The 18769-nt window shown below is 37.0% G+C and carries 19 protein-coding genes; 15 read left to right on the forward strand and 4 right to left on the reverse strand.

The genetic code is table 11. The annotated features are described in order from the left end of the window. Nucleotides 1-153: 153 nt before the first annotated feature. The 15 genes from J0J36_RS03575 (at nucleotide 154) to J0J36_RS03645 (ending at nucleotide 13101) form a co-directional block, all read left to right on the forward strand. Nucleotides 154-438, forward strand: coding sequence for a DUF1294 domain-containing protein (locus J0J36_RS03575; protein WP_029343287.1), 285 nt, complete (start codon nucleotides 154-156; stop codon nucleotides 436-438). Nucleotides 439-470: 32 nt separating this feature from the next. Then, nucleotides 471-770 carry a bacteriocin immunity protein gene (locus J0J36_RS03580; protein ID WP_019291635.1) on the forward strand — a complete coding sequence of 100 codons (300 nt, stop codon included), beginning with the start codon at nucleotides 471-473 and terminating at the stop codon, nucleotides 768-770. 47 nt (nucleotides 771-817) lie between these two features. Continuing rightward, complete coding sequence (locus tag J0J36_RS03585; protein WP_019291634.1) at nucleotides 818-1186, forward strand: TIGR02328 family protein; 369 nt, start codon at nucleotides 818-820, stop codon at nucleotides 1184-1186. A gap of 137 nt (nucleotides 1187-1323) precedes the next feature. Then, on the forward strand, nucleotides 1324-1629 hold the full coding sequence (locus J0J36_RS03590; protein WP_225210214.1) for a hypothetical protein: 306 nt from the start codon (nucleotides 1324-1326) through the stop codon (nucleotides 1627-1629). Nucleotides 1630-1676: 47 nt separating this feature from the next. After that, nucleotides 1677-2045, forward strand: a complete 369-nt coding sequence (locus J0J36_RS03595; protein WP_207781712.1) for a hypothetical protein — start codon at nucleotides 1677-1679, stop codon at nucleotides 2043-2045. A 54-nt stretch (nucleotides 2046-2099) separates the two neighbouring features. Then, nucleotides 2100-2492 (forward strand): hypothetical protein, encoded by a 393-nt coding sequence (locus J0J36_RS03600; protein ID WP_019291631.1) that lies wholly within the window; start codon nucleotides 2100-2102, stop codon nucleotides 2490-2492. A gap of 60 nt (nucleotides 2493-2552) precedes the next feature. Beyond that, complete coding sequence (locus tag J0J36_RS03605) at nucleotides 2553-3236, forward strand: TIM44-like domain-containing protein (protein ID WP_019291630.1); 684 nt, start codon at nucleotides 2553-2555, stop codon at nucleotides 3234-3236. 958 nt (nucleotides 3237-4194) lie between these two features. Further along, nucleotides 4195-4773, forward strand: a complete 579-nt coding sequence (locus J0J36_RS03610; protein WP_153924638.1) for a 5-bromo-4-chloroindolyl phosphate hydrolysis family protein — start codon at nucleotides 4195-4197, stop codon at nucleotides 4771-4773. A gap of 9 nt (nucleotides 4774-4782) precedes the next feature. Further along, complete coding sequence (locus J0J36_RS03615; protein ID WP_153924641.1) at nucleotides 4783-5955, forward strand: toxic anion resistance protein; 1173 nt, start codon at nucleotides 4783-4785, stop codon at nucleotides 5953-5955. 95 nt (nucleotides 5956-6050) lie between these two features. Beyond that, nucleotides 6051-7202 carry an N-acetylglucosamine-6-phosphate deacetylase gene (nagA, locus tag J0J36_RS03620; RefSeq protein ID WP_019291627.1) on the forward strand — a complete coding sequence of 384 codons (1152 nt, stop codon included), beginning with the start codon at nucleotides 6051-6053 and terminating at the stop codon, nucleotides 7200-7202. 244 nt (nucleotides 7203-7446) lie between these two features. Next, the gene (gene pfkA / locus J0J36_RS03625) at nucleotides 7447-8475 is read left to right on the forward strand and encodes a 6-phosphofructokinase (protein WP_004258348.1); all 1029 of its coding nucleotides are present in this window, start codon (nucleotides 7447-7449) and stop codon (nucleotides 8473-8475) included. A 109-nt stretch (nucleotides 8476-8584) separates the two neighbouring features. Continuing rightward, complete coding sequence (gene pyk / locus J0J36_RS03630; protein ID WP_014025066.1) at nucleotides 8585-10093, forward strand: pyruvate kinase; 1509 nt, start codon at nucleotides 8585-8587, stop codon at nucleotides 10091-10093. 226 nt (nucleotides 10094-10319) lie between these two features. Beyond that, the gene (locus J0J36_RS03635; protein ID WP_004258341.1) at nucleotides 10320-11297 is read left to right on the forward strand and encodes an L-lactate dehydrogenase; all 978 of its coding nucleotides are present in this window, start codon (nucleotides 10320-10322) and stop codon (nucleotides 11295-11297) included. Nucleotides 11298-11401: 104 nt separating this feature from the next. Then, nucleotides 11402-12433 (forward strand): Rgg/GadR/MutR family transcriptional regulator, encoded by a 1032-nt coding sequence (locus J0J36_RS03640; RefSeq protein ID WP_206886788.1) that lies wholly within the window; start codon nucleotides 11402-11404, stop codon nucleotides 12431-12433. A 17-nt stretch (nucleotides 12434-12450) separates the two neighbouring features. Next, the gene (locus tag J0J36_RS03645; RefSeq protein ID WP_019291625.1) at nucleotides 12451-13101 is read left to right on the forward strand and encodes a DUF5626 family protein; all 651 of its coding nucleotides are present in this window, start codon (nucleotides 12451-12453) and stop codon (nucleotides 13099-13101) included. 174 nt (nucleotides 13102-13275) lie between these two features. Here J0J36_RS03645 and J0J36_RS03650 read toward each other — a convergent pair whose 3' ends face one another. From J0J36_RS03650 to J0J36_RS03665, 4 genes are all read right to left on the reverse strand, one after another. Continuing rightward, complete coding sequence (locus tag J0J36_RS03650; protein WP_019292476.1) at nucleotides 13276-14229, reverse strand: ABC transporter permease; 954 nt, start codon at nucleotides 14227-14229, stop codon at nucleotides 13276-13278. Further along, a complete protein-coding gene (locus J0J36_RS03655; RefSeq protein WP_019292477.1) occupies nucleotides 14229-15299 on the reverse strand; it encodes an ABC transporter permease in 1071 nt (356 codons plus the stop codon). The genes J0J36_RS03650 and J0J36_RS03655 overlap by 1 nt, the downstream gene beginning before the upstream one ends. After that, nucleotides 15283-16812: an ABC transporter ATP-binding protein gene (locus J0J36_RS03660; RefSeq protein ID WP_004258328.1), complete on the reverse strand. Its 1530-nt coding sequence runs from the start codon at nucleotides 16810-16812 to the stop codon at nucleotides 15283-15285. Before J0J36_RS03660 ends, J0J36_RS03655 begins: the two co-directional genes overlap by 17 nt. 281 nt (nucleotides 16813-17093) lie before the next feature. Further along, complete coding sequence (locus J0J36_RS03665) at nucleotides 17094-18719, reverse strand: NFACT family protein (protein ID WP_019292478.1); 1626 nt, start codon at nucleotides 18717-18719, stop codon at nucleotides 17094-17096. Nucleotides 18720-18769: the final 50 nt, after the last annotated feature.

Consider the following 18769-nt stretch of genomic DNA (forward strand, 5'->3'; position numbering starts at 1 on the left):
GTCTGTTATGACTTCAAGCCCAGCAAGTGATATAATGAATAGCATAAAGATGAGTTAAATTGATAAAAAGTTTTAAATCACCCAATGAATGAAGCTATTAACCATTGGTATTTAAAACTTCTTAAAAATAAATTTAAAAACAGAAAGATAACAATGACAACAACAGGACTTCTTATTTTAACAGCACTTATTATTTGGAACATTATTGTCTTTCTGTTTTATGCTATTGACAAATACAAGGCGCAACATCATTTGTGGCGGATTCCTGAGAAGGTGCTTATTTCCCAGGCAATATTGGGTGGTGGTTTAGGCGCATTTCTAGGTGGAAAAATTTGTCGACATAAAACACAAAAAACATATTTTATCGTTTCATGGTATCTTGGATTGGCTATTGATTTAATTTTAGTGGTTCTGATTTTTAAAACCTTGCTCAAATAAATCAAAACAGGCTTTTCAAAAGGAGTTCACTTATGAAAAATGTAAATTTATCCGCACGTGAAGAACAGATTTTAAACGATATTTATCGATTAATATTGGACGAATCCTTGACGAGCCAAGAACGGGAAGTACTGACTAAGGCGAAAAACTTGATAGAAAGCGGTGACTATGTCCCGCAGATAGTGCAACGTATTCAAGTGAGCGTTACCTTGCTTGCCTTAAACGGAAAATTATCGCCAAATGCAAGAAAATTTAGTCAACAAATTCCTGAAAGGCTTTATGAAATTTTGCCTTTTGGAAGTGTTCCGCTGGGGATAAATCGACCTTTATGATTGATCTAAAATAGGAGGAATAATAATCTGGAAGAAGGAGATGAGAGATGAGGTTATGGCACGAAGATTTAATAAAGCATCTTCCGCGGATGCAATTGCTTGGACAGCACAGAGAATGCTGTGCTTTGAGAGGGAGAGGCTGGGGCAAGCCACACGCGACTGTAAATTATGTTTTTGATTATTCACCCTATAAATTATTTCAATATCATCAACAAGTTATGGAGGAAATGAAGCGAAGAGGATACAAACCGGCTAAGGAATGGGAAAGTCCCTTGTACCGTGGAAACCATTGTTCAAGTTATGAGTCACTGGAGACTATGTCTTTGACTGTTCCTATTTATCCAGAGCATAATGTAGATTATTTGATAGAATGCCTGGATAACTTAAAGGCTAAAAATGTGCTGATTGAACTCTAATTATAAGGAGTTATATTATTAAAATTAAAAAAACAAGTGCAAAAATTTCAGTATCTATTCGCTCTCTTTTGATAATCCTAGTTGCTGCCCTATTGTTTTATTTCAGCCCACTTTTATTAGTGTTGGGTTCTTTTGCATTGACGGATATAAGCGCCAAAATGTATAGCCAACAAAATATTACGGACATTATTAACGATCCACAGATGCGAGGCGCTAAGATTCAGCAGGATAAGGACAGTTCGAGTTTATCATGGGATGCCTTAAGCACTCCTATGATAAATATCAAAAATGCTTCTACCAAAGATCTGGAACGATTAGCAAAATCTGTTTATGGTAAAACAAATTATGACAGATGTGCCGTCAAAAAAATGAATCTTGACACTAAAGTAGAATTTTATAAAGAAGATTCCCTTATTTATACTGTTAATTTTACAGGAAATTAGTGCTCACAGCCAAAAAGAAAAACAAGAAAGTCAAGGAGGAAGAGAAAATGGAAAATAAAAAAATGAGTTTAATAAATGCAGTAATGAGTGCCTTTTTAGGAAGCGTCCTCATTGTGTTGTCTCTTTTTGGCTTTCAACTTTTCTGGAATACTAATCCATACTTTAATGGGGTTCACGGACACGTACCAGAGAACTGGAATCTTCAATTATTATTAGGTATGTTTGGTGTAACAGTAATTATTAGTATTATTTTGATTATTATGGGGGTTGTTGACCGTAAATCTTCAACAGAAAAAGATACTAGGCGTGCAGGTTTTTATTTTATCTTGGGTGGAATATTTGGATTGTTTCCATTTTTAGGCTTTGTTGGAGGAATCTTGACTTGGATTGGCAGTGGAATGAGTGTCAAGGATTAATAATAGTATTAACAATTACTTATGAAATAGAAGTTGTGGAAGGAATGAATTAAAATGAAAAAAGCACAACCTTTTGAAGCTTACTTTAATGATAATGACTTAAGTGAAGAAAAACTTGCGAGAATGCGACTTACACGACAGTTGGTCCATACTATCTATCCTGATGTGCAAGAACGTGTTTCTTATGCAATGCCAGGTTTTTACCCTAAACAGGCCAAGAAAGCGACACAACAACTTTTTTTACTAATGGCTAATAAGGGCTGGTTAGGTATTTATGGAACACAAGGTATGAAAGAAAGCGATTTTTCTGATTTTGCTGATTATGGTCTTGAATTTGGAAAAGGGTCACTTAAGATCCCCTACGATATGCCGGAGCTTGAGTATAAAAAATTGCTTCAACTCATAATGAGTTATAATGCTAAGAGAAATGGATTTGATATCTCTTAGCTATAAAGGTTCTATATATGTATCGTATGACTTTACTGATTGAGCTTCTAGAATAAAAAAATGATAAAAAAACAAAAAATATTTATTGCTCTTCTAGTAATGAGTTTCTTCATCATCTTTGCTCCCCATGTTCTGGCATTAGCTGGGGGCTTCCATGGAGGTGGAACTACGGGTGGTGGAGGTTTCCATGGAGGGACTGGAGGCATTCACACTAGTAATAACTCACCATCAAGTGTGGAAGGTGGTATATCAAATAAAGTAAAGCTTATGCTTTCTCTTGTAGGTCTTGGTATTATCATAGCTATTAGTGCAGTTATTAAACCTAAGGGAATATATACTGAGGGAGTTCATATTGATGATATGGAACTTTCTAATGCCATAAAGAAACAGTTCTTATCTATTCAAGATGCTTGGAATACACAGGATATATCAAGAGTATCGCAGTTATATAGCGAAAAACTTTATACCAAGCATACTAAAACTTTGTTAAGCTACTTAGATAAGCGAAAAATAAATCACACAGAAAATATTGAAATCGAAGGACTCAGTCGCCTATACTGGAAAAAATCTAACACTTTCGAGATAGATATATCTTTTAAAGCTGTTGATTACGTAATAGATAAGGATACTCAACAAATACTAAAAGGTCTTCCCAATTATCAACAAAAATTTAAACAAAGATGGACATTTGTTACTGATAAAGAAGGAATGAAGGTTGATAAGATTAAGGAATTTAAGATTTAAAACTATTATTTTCGAGATATTTACTTGAGGTTTACATTTTTATCATGCACCTCTTGATTAAAGTAGTGTTCTAATAAATATGAGTGCTGTACATCACTTTTACACATTGAAATGTTTCTACGAGTGAAAAAGGATAGTTACATTTATTGATGTTATAATTGGAAGTATTAACTCCTTTTCTAGGGAGGTAATTCTACGTAATGGCAAATCCTAAAAATCCTTATAAAATAAAAAAACGAACATCTCTAGGTGTTCAGAGTTATTAAAAAGATTGGAAAAATTCATGAAATTTATTATTTATAGTTGTGAAATAGTAGCAATAATTTTATTGTACTTATTTGCGCCATTAAGTCTTTTGCTTAAAATTATAGGTTTTGTAATAATTATTTGCATTTCACAGTACGCCCTTTCAACCTTAAAAGAGAATGAGACGAACGATACTCTTTCTTAAAATTTACGCTGAATTTTCAGTTTTTTCACTAGAGTGTGATGAACTCTCAAAATAAAAGGAACACTAATTCATGACTAAAAAATATATTAACCTATTGATCACGTTACTTTCACTTATTGCTATTGGAATAAATTTTATATTTTATAACAGCAATCCTTATGTATCCCTCGTAATTGCTGTTGTTTTACTATTCAATCTTTACTTTTCACTACCTAAAAGAACATAGAAACCAAGCCAGACCACAAATAAAGAAGTATAAAAGAGATATATTTGAGAAAAAGGAATGAAAAAACTTTTTTCTCTTTTTTTCTTACGAAAAATTATATCTGCAGTCTTCAAAAATCGAGCTTATAATCTTACGATAAGCACTCTTATCTCAAATTAGAAATCATACGAAAGTCTGAAAAGTTTCCTTCAGAATATGATAAAATTAAAGTATAGCCAGTTGGCTGATGAAATAAGTAAAGAAAGCTTGTTATAACAGGAAAACAAGAATGGAGGCTAAAAATGCATATGACAGGAATGATGATGGGTGGAATGCATGGATTCATACGAACAATTCTAATTCTACTAGTGGCACTTTGGCTGATTAGCTTAATGAGAAACAAATCGAATAAAAAGAATAAAACAGCAAAAAAACCACCGCGTAAAGAAAATATACAACGCTATCAAGAAGCAGGACTTTCTGAGAGTGACATCGAAATTTTTCGTGACACTTTAGCAGATGCTAAAGAAAACATTGAAAAATGGGAAGCAAATACGAAGAAAAATGACGAGCTACAAGTTGTGGAATCTGTCACAGGTGGCCTTGAAGCAAGTAAACTACTCTTCAGACATATCGTGCAAAACCCAACACAATTGACAAAACAGAATGATTTTCTCTATAAAGATTTACCCAATATGGTAAAATTAACAGAGAAATATCTGGAAATGCAAAAACAATCTGTTAAATCTGATGAAGTTAGTCGTGATATGGATGAAACACTGCTTCTGATTAAGACACTGGCAACAAATATCTCGAAAAATTATCATGAAGTTTTGATGGATGATGTCAATGTTATTAAGCATGAAGTAAAGTTTGATTAAGGAGTGAGGATGGAAAACCCTATTTTAGATGAATTAATTAATGGTGATAAAGTCGTGAAAGAAGCAGAAGCGCTGTCTGAAACTCAAAAGACAGAACTTGTTGATATGCATCAAAGAGCTTCTTTGCGCGCGATAGATGTTCTAAGTCCAGAAGAGCGTGAAAAAGCGAAGGAACTGGCTAAACAACTCGATGAGAATAGCTCACAGTCTGTGATTGCTTATGGGGCAAATGCGCAAGATAAGATTTCAGCTTTTTCACAAAGTGTTTTGGATAAAGTACAGGCGCAAGATTTAGGAGATGTCGGCGGCTCTTTGACTGATTTGATGTACAATCTCCAACAAGCAAATCCTAATGAACTTGTTGCTGAAAACAAAAGTGTTTTCCAAAAAATGTTTGGAAAAGTTAAAAAATCAATCTTTGAAGTCACTCAAAAGTACCAAAAAATTGGTGCTGGAATTGATAAAATTTCGGCAAAACTTAATAATGAGCAACAAGGGCTTCTTCAAGACAATGAGATGCTTGATAAGCTTTATGATGAAAATCTCAACTATTTTAAAGCCCTTAATGTTTACATTGCAGGAGCAGAATTTAAGATTGAAGAGCTAGAACAAGAAATCCTACCAGCAGCACGTCAAGAAGCTCAAGGTGCTGGTGATGATGGGGCTTTAGCAGTTCAAAAGGTAAGCGATCTTGAAGCTTATAAAAATCGTTTAGATAAACGGGCGCACGACTTGCGTTTGGCGCGTCAATTAACGATTCAGCAAGCTCCACAGATCCGTTTGATTCAAAATACAAACCAAGAGCTTGCAGAAAAAATTCAAACCTCAATCAATACAGCGATTCCTTTGTGGAAAAACCAAGTCGCAATTGCCTTGACTCTATTGAAGCAAAAAGATGCTCTAGCGAGTCAACGTATTGTTTCAGAAACAACCAATGATCTTCTACGTAAGAATTCTGAAATGCTTAAATCTTCAACGATTGAAGCAGCTGAAGAAAATGAACGTGGACTTATTGATGTGGAAACATTAAAAGTTACACAACAAAATCTTATCGATACAATTCAAGAAACTATGCGCATCCAATCTGACGGACGTCAAAAACGTCAGCAAACTGAGCAAGAATTGGTCAAAATGGAAGATGAAATTAAGCAAAAATTGCTCGAACTTTCTAATAAAAAATAAGCAAAAAGTCAAGTATTGATATATACCAATTCTTGACTTTTTTAGTACCGAGTGTTAAAATGTTGGAGAATACAAAGTATCGGAGGAACCCTTTTATGACTTACTATATTAAAGCAGACAAATTTTTCTATCCTTATGAAGTGAAAACAGGTGGTTTCCTGCAAATCACAGACGGCAAATTTGGAAAGTGGACAGCAGATGCTCCAGCTGGAGCTGATATTCTAGATTATTCAGGTCAATCCATTGCTCCTGGTCTGGTAGACACACACATTCACGGTTTTGGTGGAGCAGATACTAATGACCGTAAAATCGAAGGTATCGTCCAAACAATGAGTGAAGGACTTTTAGCAGCAGGTGTTACAAGTTTCTTCCCAACAGCTGTGACTGCAAGTCATGAAGAATTGTTGGAAGTCGCTGATGAAATTGGTTCAAATGTAGATAAAGCAGCTGGCGCTAAAATCCGTGGTCTCTTCTTTGAAGGTCCTTACTTCACGGAAGAATTTAAAGGTGCTCAAAATCCTAAGTACATGCGCGACCCTTCATATAGCGAACTTGCTGAATATGGTGAAGCAGCCAAAGGTTTGCCAATCAAAATTGGGATTGCACCAGAACGTGAAGGTTCAACTTCCTTTGTGAAAGAAGCAGTGGAACATGGCTTTACAATCGCCCTTGGTCACTCAAATGCGACTTATGCAGATGCTGTAGAAGCTGTTCAAGCTGGTGCTTCAATGTGGGTACATGCTTTTAATGGTATGCGCGGTCTTAATCACCGTGAGCCTGGTATGGTTGGAGCGGTCTTCAACTTACCAAACACTTATGCAGAATTGATTTGTGATGGCTTCCACGTACGTCCAGAAGCATGTCAGATTTTGATGCGCGAAAAAGGTACAGACCATGTCGTATTAATTACAGACTCAATGCGAGCTGCTGGATTAAGCGATGGTGAGTATTACCTTGGCGAGTTCCCAGTAATCGTTAAAGATGGTGCCGCACGTTTGAAAGAAGGGGGCAACCTTGCTGGGTCAATTCTTTTGCTCAAAGATGCAGTGAAAAACGTTGTAGATTGGCAAATTGCAACACCAGCTGAAGCTGTAAAAATGGCTTCTTTGAATGCTGCTAAATCTACGAAGATTGATGATGTTTGCGGCCAAATTAAAGAAGGCTTAGATGCAGACTTTATCGTTCTGGATGAACACCTTGAGCTTGTTGCAACTTATCTTGATGGTGAAAAACGTTATCAAGCCTAAAAAAATAGTTCCGTAAAGGAACTATTTTTATAACTTTAAAATACAAAAAGAGTTTTAGACAGTAATAATCTTTTTGTAATCTGAAAACCATTACATTTGAAAAACTATAAATAAAAACGCTGTCATAGCGTTTTTATGAGATTTTTTTTTCGTATCGTGATATAATAAACAATGAAATAAAAATTGAACTTTAAATTTGCAATTGCAAATATAAGTATCAGATATGATGGAGGAAAAAACTTTAATGAAACGCATTGCAGTTTTGACTTCTGGTGGTGATGCACCAGGTATGAACGCAGCTATTCGTGCTGTTGTTCGTAAAGCGATTTCTGAAGGTATCGAAGTTTACGGTATCAACCACGGATATGCAGGGATGGTAGCGGGCGATATTTTCCCACTAACATCTGCAAGTGTTGGTGATAAAGTTGGACGTGGCGGTACATTCTTGTATTCAGCACGTTTCCCAGAGTTTGCTCAACTTGAAGGGCAACTTGCGGGTATCGAGCAACTTAAAAAACATGGCATCGAAGGTGTTGTTGTTATTGGTGGTGATGGTTCTTATCATGGTGCAATGCGCTTGACTGAACATGGTTTCCCAGCAGTAGGACTTCCAGGTACTATTGATAATGACATCGTTGGTACAGATTTTACAATCGGTTTTGATACAGCTGTATCCACAGTTGTGGATGCCATTGATAAAATTCGTGATACATCATCATCTCACCACCGTACTTTCGTTGTAGAAGTTATGGGACGTAATGCTGGAGATATCGCGCTTTGGTCTGGTATCGCTGCAGGTGCTGATGATATTGCAATTCCTGAAAAAGAATTCAAATTTGAAAGTATCGTACGTAATATCAAATCAGGATATGCCAAAGGTAAAAACCACCACATCATCGTAGTTGCTGAAGGCGTTATGTCGGGTGAAGAATTTGCTATGAAGCTGAAAGCTGCTGGTGATGATTCTGACCTTCGCGTATCTGTTCTCGGTCACATCCAACGTGGTGGATCACCTACAGCGCGCGATCGCGTTCTTGCATCACGCATGGGTGCTCGTGCAGTAGAATTGCTTCGTGATGGTATTGGCGGTGTAGCTGTCGGTGTTCGTAACGAACAACTTGTCGAAAGCCCAATCCTTGGTACTGCAGAAGAAAATGCCCTTTTCAGTCTGACAGATGAAGGTAAAATCGTTGTCAACAATCCACACAAAGCTGGATTGGAACTCTATCGTTTAAACGCTGATTTAAACAACCTTGACATCAAATTTAATTAAGTTATTGTTAGTAATCTTATTTGGTTGATGTCAGAGTGAAGTTAAAACACTGAATGCTCACATTGACTAAATAATGAGTACATTTATAAAAATAGGAGAATTACTCAAAATGAACAAACGTGTAAAAATCGTCTCAACACTTGGCCCTGCAGTAGAAACTCGTGGTGGTAAAAAATTCGGAGAAAAAGGATACTGGGGAGAAGAGCTTGATGTTGAAACATCAGCACAAACCATTGCTGATTTGATCAAAGAAGGTGCTGACGTTTTCCGTTTTAACTTCTCTCACGGTGACCACGCTGAACAAGCTGCTCGTATGGCAACAGTACTTCGTGCTGAAGAAATTGCTGGCCGTAAAGTTGGTTTCTTGCTTGACACTAAAGGTCCAGAAATGCGTACAGAAGTGTACGAAGATGGTGCAGACGAATACAAATATGTTACTGGTGACCAATTCCGCGTTTCTACAAAACAAGGTTTGAAATCAACTCGTGATAACATTGCCTTGAACGTTGCTGGTGGTCTTGACATCTTTGATGATGTTGAAGTTGGTCAAACTATCCTTATCGATGATGGTAAATTGGGGCTTACAGTAGCTGCTAAAGACGTTGAAGCACGCGAATTCGATGTTGTAGCACAAAATGACGGTGCTATTGGTAAACAAAAAGGTGTTAATATCCCTAACACTACAATTCCTTTCCCAGCTCTTGCAGAACGTGACAACGACGATATCCGTTTCGGTCTTTCACAACCAAATGGTTTGAACTTCATCGCAATCTCATTCGTACGTACTGCGAAAGACGTTAACGAAGTTCGTGCTATCCTTGAAGAAACTGGTAACACACACGTTCAACTTTTGGCTAAAATCGAAAACCAACAAGGTATTGATAACCTTGATGAAATCATCGATACAGCTGACGGTATCATGATTGCTCGTGGTGACATGGGTATTGAAGTACCATTTGAAATGGTTCCAGTCTTCCAAAAAGAAATCATCCGTAAAGTTAACCAAGCAGGTAAAATCGTTGTTACAGCAACAAACATGCTTGAGTCTATGACTGAAAAACCACGTGCAACACGTTCTGAAATCTCTGACGTCTTTAATGCTGTTATCGATGGTACTGATGCAACTATGCTTTCAGGTGAGTCAGCTAACGGTAAATACCCACGTGAATCAGTTCGTACAATGGCTACAGTTAACAAAAACGCTCAAACATTGTTGAAAGAATACGGACGTCTTCACCCAGAAAACTTCGATAAAGATTCAGTAACAGAAGTTGTAGCATCAGCAGTTAAAAACGCTGCAGAATCAATGGAAGTTAAACTTATCGTTGCTTTGACTGAGTCAGGAGCAACTGCTCGTTTGATTTCAAAATACCGTCCAGAAGCTGATATCTTGGCAATCACTTTTGATGAAAAAGTTGAACGCGGATTGATGATCAACTGGGGTGTTATCCCAATGCTTATGGACAAACCAGCTTCAACAGACGATATGTTCGAAGTAGCTGAAAAAGCAGCCTTGGCTTCAGGTCTTGTTGAATCAGGTGATAACATCGTTATCGTTGCTGGTGTTCCAGTTGGTTCAGGACGTACAAACACAATGCGTATCCGTACTATCAAATAATAAAAATTTTTCAAGAGCAGTTTTTGCTCAAAAAAAAAGCATCCAATGTGGTGCTTTTTTTGATTGATTTTCTTTATGGAAAGCTCACGAAATATAAACGTATCACGCTTTAAATGTAAGCGTTATAATGTGATATAAATCACTTTCCAATGTGACAAGAATGTGAAAAAATGCTATAATAATATAGTAAACATTATTATTGCATTCAGGAAAGGAATGAACAATTATGACTAAACAACATAAAAAAGTTATCCTCGTTGGTGATGGTGCCGTAGGTTCAAGCTATGCTTTCTCACTTGTAAACCAAGGAATCGCCCAAGAATTGGGTATCGTAGATATTTTCAAAGAAAAAACACAAGGTGATGCAGAAGACCTTTCACACGCTCTTGCGTTCACATCTCCTAAGAAAATCTATTCAGCAGACTACTCTGATGCACATGATGCTGATTTGGTTGTGTTGACTTCAGGTGCGCCACAAAAACCAGGTGAAACTCGTTTGGATCTTGTTGAGAAAAACTTACGTATCACTAAACAAGTTGTTACTGAAATTGTAGCATCAGGTTTCGATGGTATCTTCCTTGTTGCTGCTAATCCTGTTGATATTTTGACATATGCAACTTGGAAATTCTCTGGTTTCCCTAAAGAACGTGTTATCGGTTCTGGTACTTCACTTGACTCAGCACGTTTCCGTCAAGCATTGGCAGAAAAACTTGATATTGACGCGCGTTCAGTTCACGCTTATATCATGGGTGAACACGGTGACTCTGAGTTTGCTGTATGGTCACACGCTAACGTTGCAGGTGTTAACCTTGAGGAATTCCTCAAAGATACTCAAGGCGTTAAAGAAGAAGAATTGGTTGAGCTTTTCGAGTCAGTTCGTGACGCTGCTTACTCTATCATTGAGAAAAAAGGTGCGACATTCTATGGTATCGCTGTAGCTCTTGCTCGTATCACAAAAGCTATCCTTGACAACGAAAATGCTGTATTGCCACTTTCAACTTTCCAAGAAGGTCAATACGAAGGCGTTGAAGGACTTTACATTGGTCAACCAGCTATCGTTGGTGATAAAGGTATCGTTCGTCCAGTCAACATTCCATTGAACGACGCTGAATTGCAAAAAATGCAAGCTTCAGCTAAACAACTTAAAACTATTCTTGACGAAGCTTTCTCAAAAGAAGAGTTTGCTTCAGCATCTAAAAACTAAGTATAAAAAAATACCTAAATTTGGGTATTTTTTTTTTTGAGCTTTTTTCAATTTTTTTTCGTACTAAATAATAAGAATAAAAAAGTTGAGGAAAAAGATATGATATGGCTAAAAAAGTACACTATGGCAAAGTTTTTCAAAAGATAAGGAAGAGAAGAAAGTTATCTCTGAAGGATTTCGAGGGGATCGTTCCGCGTAGGAGTCTGTCTCGTTATGAAAGAGGGGAGACTGTGTTCTCGATAGTTAAACTGCAGGCATTATTGGAAAGTATTGACTTAAATATTATTGATTTTTATCATCTGGCCCACAAAGAGAAGATATATGGCAGATACGGAAAAATATTTACAAAAATCAGAAAACAAAACGGCTTTTCACGAGAAGCCTTTACGCATCTTTCTATTTCTGAGGCACAACTGAAACTTTTTGAGTCAGGAAGAATTATGTTTGAGTTTGATAAACTATATGCGATGCTTATGGAGATGAATACAAGTCTTGAAGATTATTGTTCTCTCCTCGAAAAAGGTAGTGAAAGTCCTGTAGAGTATGTACTGAAGCAGGTAGACTTTGCTTATTATAGTGCTGATACTACGATGCTGAATAGTTTATATGCGGAGCTTGATGAGTATAGTGAGCATTTTTTCCTATCCCTTTGCCTCAAAGGAATCTTGAATAAAATTTCTGAACAAGAGATTCTAGAACTAAAAAACTATTTTATTACAAGAGAATATTGGACAAATCAGGAGCTTTTTATTTTTCAATATAGTTCTAAGTTTTTAAGTTCAGACCACTTGAAGTTAATTTGTGAAAATTTGCTGTCTTCTAAAACAATTTTTAAAGGACAAAATATCTACCAAAGACGTTTAGTTTTGGCGGGCCTTGAAATAATGCTCTTAAAACTAAAGGAAAATAGTCTTATTGAAGCAGCATATTTTTTGAAATTTGCTAGAGAATTTGTTCATGAAACAGATGAACTTACCAAAATTGCTTGTCTTTTTGTAGAATGTTTATTTAAATACAAACAAACTGGAAAAGTACAGTATAAAACTACAATGAAGTCTATCTGCAAAGCTTCTTATATGTATGATGGACTCATGAAAAAATGGTATCAGAAAAATTATGAAAGCTATGTAAAGTAGGGTATATCTAATTAAATATGGATTATCAAAGAGCTCTAGATGATTTATATTTAAAGGAACTTTTATATAGAGAAAAGATAAGGAGGTTAATTATTCATAGTTGGGATGTGTCATCCAGAAGAAATTGGAAAAAGAAAGGAAATATCGTGAAAAGGACTATTATTCGTTTAAGCAGCATAGTAACGTTATTCTTAGCTTTTGTACTATTTTCTGCTTCCATTGCTTATGCAGAAGACGGAGCGGGCATTTCTTCATTAGTTGAATCTACTCTTGTAAGGGATTCAACTTTTGATTTAGAAGCTTTACCACACGAGGGAGAAACTAAGACAGTGAGAGACAAGAATGGAGAAGAAACTCATTTTTCAGTAATACCTGAAAACAGTAATTTAAATCGTATAGCTAATGGAAAATATAGGATAAGCGCTTGTGGGATTGGCTGGAGAGTTACTTATTATATCAGAGTAGTTAATAATAGGATACTTTCCGCATATGATTTAAATTACATTATAGCAATGCCTATTCGTTCCTCTAATGTAAAAGTTGATCATAGTAGGCAAGCAACGGTACGCTTTGGTTTTAATACACCAATCCACAATGTACTTTCTTGGACAGGGAGGGTTCGAGTAAGATTGGATAATTCTAATAGGATAGTGGTATATAATAATTGATTTTAGTTAGTATAGTTTTTATAATAATCATAGTTTTAATTGTCGTACTCGTTTATCTCCTCAAAAAACTTATTTTGAAAATAAATAAGTAACCATCCGTAATGATGTGATATATGATTCGATTAATCCTTATAAAATAAAAAAAGCATTTCAATTTGAGATGCTTTTTTTATTTTATTTCGTTTTAATATAGTTAACACCGTCAGCTTTAGGGGCAACAGCTTTTCCAAGAAAGGCCGCAAGAACGATGATTGTTACTACGTATGGTGCCATTTGGAGGAAGGCAGAAGGAATTTCTTTGATAACGGGAATTTGGCCGCCTACGACTGCCAGTGAGGTAGAAAGTCCAAAGAGGAGGGAAGCAAGCATCGCTCCAACAGGATTCCATTTACCAAAGATCATAGCAGCCAATGAGATGAAACCTTGCCCTGCGATTGTAGCCACAGAGAAGTTACCCGAGATAGATTGGGCATAAATTGCACCACCAATACCACCAAGGATACCGGAGATGATAACCCCAGCATAACGCATAAGGTAAACATTGATACCGAGAGTATCTGCTGCTTGAGGGTTTTCACCTACTGAGCGGAGACGAAGTCCGAATTTCGTTTTAAAGAGAAGATACCAAGAGAGGAAGGCAACGAGAATTGCAAGAAAACCTGGTAGTGAAGTCTGTGAGAAGAAGATTTGTCCAATCATAGGAATTTTTGAGAGAACAGGGAAATTCCAGTAACCAATTTGGTTAGTAATATTTACCTGTCCAGCATTGTAAAACGTTTGAATTAAGAATACGCCAAGCGCAGGAGCCATTAAGTTAAGAACTGTACCTGAGACGATATGGTCAGCGCGGAAGTTAATGGTTGCTACCGCATGAATCAGGGAGAAGATACCACCAATAAATGCTCCAAAGAGGATGGAGAGCCAAGGTGTCATTCCACCAAATGTTTCTGTGAAAGTAAGGTTAAAGACGACAGAACTGAAAGCCCCCATTGTCATAATACCTTCTAAACCAACGTTGACGATACCACCACGTTCAGAGAATACTCCACCGATACTTGTAAAAATTAGAGGTGTTGAGTAAATAAGCATATTTGCAACAATAATTTGCAATGTATCTACGATATTCATTATGCTTTTTCTCCTTTCTTCTTAATATTTGGGAGAACTTTTTCGATAATATATTTTACGGCAATAAAGAAGATGATTGTAGCTGTGACAATCTGTACAATTTGCGGCGGAATATTATCGATATTACTCATATTTCCTGAACCTGTTTGAAGCATTGAGAACAAGAAGGCAGCAAATAGGATACCGACAGGATTTGTTTCACCTAAGAGAGCAACAGCCATACCGTTGAAACCAATGTCTAGTGTTGCGGACTGTGTGACGAAGTTTTGCATGTATCCAAAACCGTAAACTACACCGCCAAGACCTGAGAGAGCTCCGGCAACTAGCATTGACATGATGATTGTACGTTTGGCTGAAATCCCTGCATACTCAGAAGCATCTGGATTTAAACCGACAGACTTAATTTCAAAACCAAGTGTAGTCTTAGAAAGGACAATAGCCATAATGACAAGAACGATTAAAGCAATAAAAAGGCCAATATTCAAGGTTGAATTATTTGTCAAATCTGACAACCAACCTGTACGGAAGGAAGCATTTGCACTAATCAATTTTGTTTGGTCTGTTGAGTTAGGCATCATGATTTTTGAACTAAAGACATCATGAATCAAGAAGGTTGACATAAAGAGGATGACATAGTTAAGCATGATGGTAGTGATGACTTCCGAAGTACCTAAGAAAGCACGTAAGATACCAGGAATTGCACCCATGAGAGCTCCAAAGAGCATACCGATAATGATTACTAATGGAATCATAATTGGTTTAGGGATGTCAGGGAAACTAAGGGCAAACCACATTGACATAATCCAACCTGCAAGAGCCTGACCTGACATACCGATATTAAAGAGACCGGCCTTCATACCAACAGAGAAACCTAAGGCACAAAGAATCAAAGGCCCCATAGTTTGAAGTGTTTCACCAATGGCACGTGGTGTACCAAAGGCACCGATAATTAAATCTTCGTAACCATATATAGGATTAAAGCCGAAGATGAGCATAATGATTGCACCAATTAAGAAACCAGAAAGTACGGCGATAATAGGTACAAGGATTTTTTTAGTTTTGCTGTTCATTGATATTACCTCCGACCATGAGAATTCCAAGTTCTTGTTTGCTTGTCGTTTCAGGACTGACAATTCCTTGAATTTGTCCATCGTGAATAACAGCAATACGGTCCGAAACATTCAGAATTTCATCTAATTCAAAAGATACAACGAGCACAGCTTTTCCTTCATCACGTGCTTGAATCAAACGCTTGTGGATATATTCAATGGCACCGACATCAAGCCCACGTGTTGGTTGAGCAACAATAAGCAAGTCAGGATTACGATCGACCTCACGCGCAATAACAGCTTTTTGTTGGTTCCCGCCTGAAAGTGATTTGAAAGGAATTTGTTCACCAGCACCGCGGACGTCGAACTCTTCCATAAGTTCGCGGGCTTTAGCATTGATTTTATTGTAATCCAAGAAACCGTACTTACTTAATGGTGCTTTGTAATAAGTTTGAAGCGCAATATTTTCAGCAACAGTCATCTCGAGTACTGCACCATCACGGTGACGGTCTTCTGGGACATGACCTACAGAATCTTCAATGATTTTACGAGGTTTGTGAGTGGTGATGTCTTTACCTTTGAGTTTAACAGAACCAGAATCAATCTTCATCAAACCAGTAATGGCTTTAATCAATTCTGTTTGACCATTGCCATCAATACCAGCAAGACCGACAATCTCCCCAGCACGGACATCTAAAGAAAGTCCTTTTACAGCGAAGGAACCACGTTTTTCTTTAACAGAAATATTATCAATACAGAGAACAACGTCCTGCGGTTGAGCAGCTTCTTTTTCCGTTTTGAAAGATACAGAACGCCCCACCATCATTTCAGCGAGTTCTTTATTTGACTTATCTCCCAGTTCGACTGTTTCAATAGAAACACCGCGGCGAATAACAGTAATACGATCAGCTACCGCACGGATTTCATCAAGCTTGTGGGTAATAAGAATGATGGACTTGCCTTCTTTAACCAAATTGCGCATGATTTCCATGAGCTCAGTGATTTCAGAGGGAGTCAGCACAGCTGTAGGTTCGTCAAAAATTAAGATATCTGCTCCACGATAAAGTGTCTTCAAAATTTCAACACGTTGCTGCTGTCCAACAGAGATATCGCGAACAAGTGCATCGGGTTCGACAGAAAGTCCATAACGTTTTGACAATTCCACGATTTTATTTCGAGCTGTTTTAAGGTCAAGGCTTAAGCCTTTCGTCACTTCACTTCCGAGCATGATATTTTCAGTAACAGTAAAGGCATCAATCAGCATGAAATGCTGGTGAACCATACCGATACCAAGCTGAGAAGCTTTTGTTGGAGAGTCTATTTGCTCGAGTTTGCCGTTAACATGAATCTCGCCTTCTGTAGGTTCCAGAAGACCAGAGAGCATGTTCATCAGAGTTGATTTACCGGCACCATTTTCACCGAGCAAGGCGTGAATTTCACCTTTTTTCAGCTCCAAGTTGATCTTGTCGTTTGCGACAAAGTCACCAAACTTTTTGGTAACGTTGATCATTTGGATAACATTTTCGTTGGCCATGGCGGCTCCTTCTAAAAAAATTTATGACATAATGCCTAAAGTTAAAAAAGAAAGACTTACTGGAAAGCCCTAATATAGCTACACTTTAGACAAAATAATTACATTTTATTATAACAAATATCGGGGCTTTTATAAAGAACTTTCTATACCTAAAAATGAAGCGTTTTCACAAATTGTTAAAGTTTTCAGTGTTTTAAAGGGTTTTTGACAATTTTTACATAGAAAATTTAACGGGACTTTGATAAACTAAAAAGTTCACAAAAATTATATGTGAACTTTTTTTATTTTATTTTTGCATTTTTGATGATGGTCTCATCAGGCGTAACACGAATAGTTTTTTGACCAGTATAAGTCACAAATCCTGGAGGAGTTCCTGTTGGCTTATGAAGTTTCTTCACATCAATCATATCAACCTGTACTAAGTTAGAATAACGGGCCTTAGAAAAATAAGCTGCGAGTTCTCCGGCGAAAGTTATCGTTTCATCTGAAGGATTTGCATTCCCAGTAATTAAGACATGGGAACCAGGAATATCCTTCACATGGAACCAGAGGTCACCTTTACGACTGAGTTTAAAACTGACTTGCTCATTTTGAAGGTTATTTTTACCGACAAGAATAATCGTTCCATCTTCAGCTTGATACTTTTCTGGAGGCAGCATTTTTTGTTTTTTATTATTCCGATATTTTGCCTTAACAAATCCTGTTTGGATGAGTTCTTCACGGATATCGGCAATTTCAACGACGTCAGCATGCGTAAGATTAGCTTCAACAGATTCCAAGTAAGAAATTGTCTGTTTAGTGTTCGCGATTTGATCGCCAAGAAACTTCACAGCCTGTTTTAATTTTTGGTAGCGGTGGAAGTAGCGTTGGGCATTCTGTGAAGGACTAAGTGCAAGATTTAGGCTAATCGTGATTGGCTCATTGGTATAATAATTATCTAAGGTCACTTCAGGCTTATCGTTTGGAACTTGATGAAGGAAGGTTGTAAGCAGCTCTCCTTTTTGGCGGAAAATCTCAGCATTCTCTGTAGCACGTAACTCCGCTTCCTGTTTTTTGAGCTTGTCACGATTTTTCTTAAGCTCATTTTGAACTTTTTTGATCACTTCACTAGCAACTTGCTTTACACGATCACGCTCGGCTTTATCCGCATAATAAACATCGAGCATTTCAGATAAGCTGGGAAATTCTTGATAGTCTTCCGCAAGTTGAATGGCCGAAAATTTATCATTAGGATAGATTGAAGGAAGGACTTTATGCAATTTTTCCTTGAATTCCGGAAGTGTCAAGTTCTCTAAAGCTTGGAGGCTATCACGCCCGATACCTTGAAAGGTTGACTGTAATGTATGTGTCTGCAGTGCCTCAAAAATCTTTTCGTCAGAAGCTGTAAAAGGATCGACCTTATCGCTTGCCGGAGGGGCAATATAAGTCGAACCGGGAAGAAGGGTACGATATTGGTTTTGCGAAAATCCGACATGCTTAATGGTTTCAATAATTTTATTGCTGCTTTTATCCATAAGGATAATATTACTATGTTTCCCCATGATTTCAGCAACCAGTGCAATCTTCATAGCGTCACCAATTTCATCTTTGGTTGAGATATGGAAAATCAATTGGCGGTCATTGCCTACTTGCTCAATATCTTCAATAAAAGCGCCAGACAGGTACTTGCGTAAAATCATGACAAAATTATTAGGATTTTGAGGATTTTGGAAGTCTGTCTTAGTGATTTGGATTCTGCCGAAAGTTGGATGAGCAGATAATAATAATTTATGTGATGTTCTTCCTGAACGAACCGTTAAAAGAAGTTCTTGTTCAAAAGGCTGATTGATTTTTTGAATTCGTCCTCCTTTAAGGATTTCAGAAATTTCAGCTGTCATATGATGTAAAAAAATACCGTCGAAAGCCATGTTTTACCCCGTGTTTCTTAATAATCTAATGCTTATTTTAACATAATTAT

It is taken from the genome of Lactococcus sp. LG1074, assembly GCF_017309525.1.
Taxonomy (GTDB): Bacteria; Bacillota; Bacilli; order Lactobacillales; family Streptococcaceae; genus Lactococcus; species Lactococcus petauri.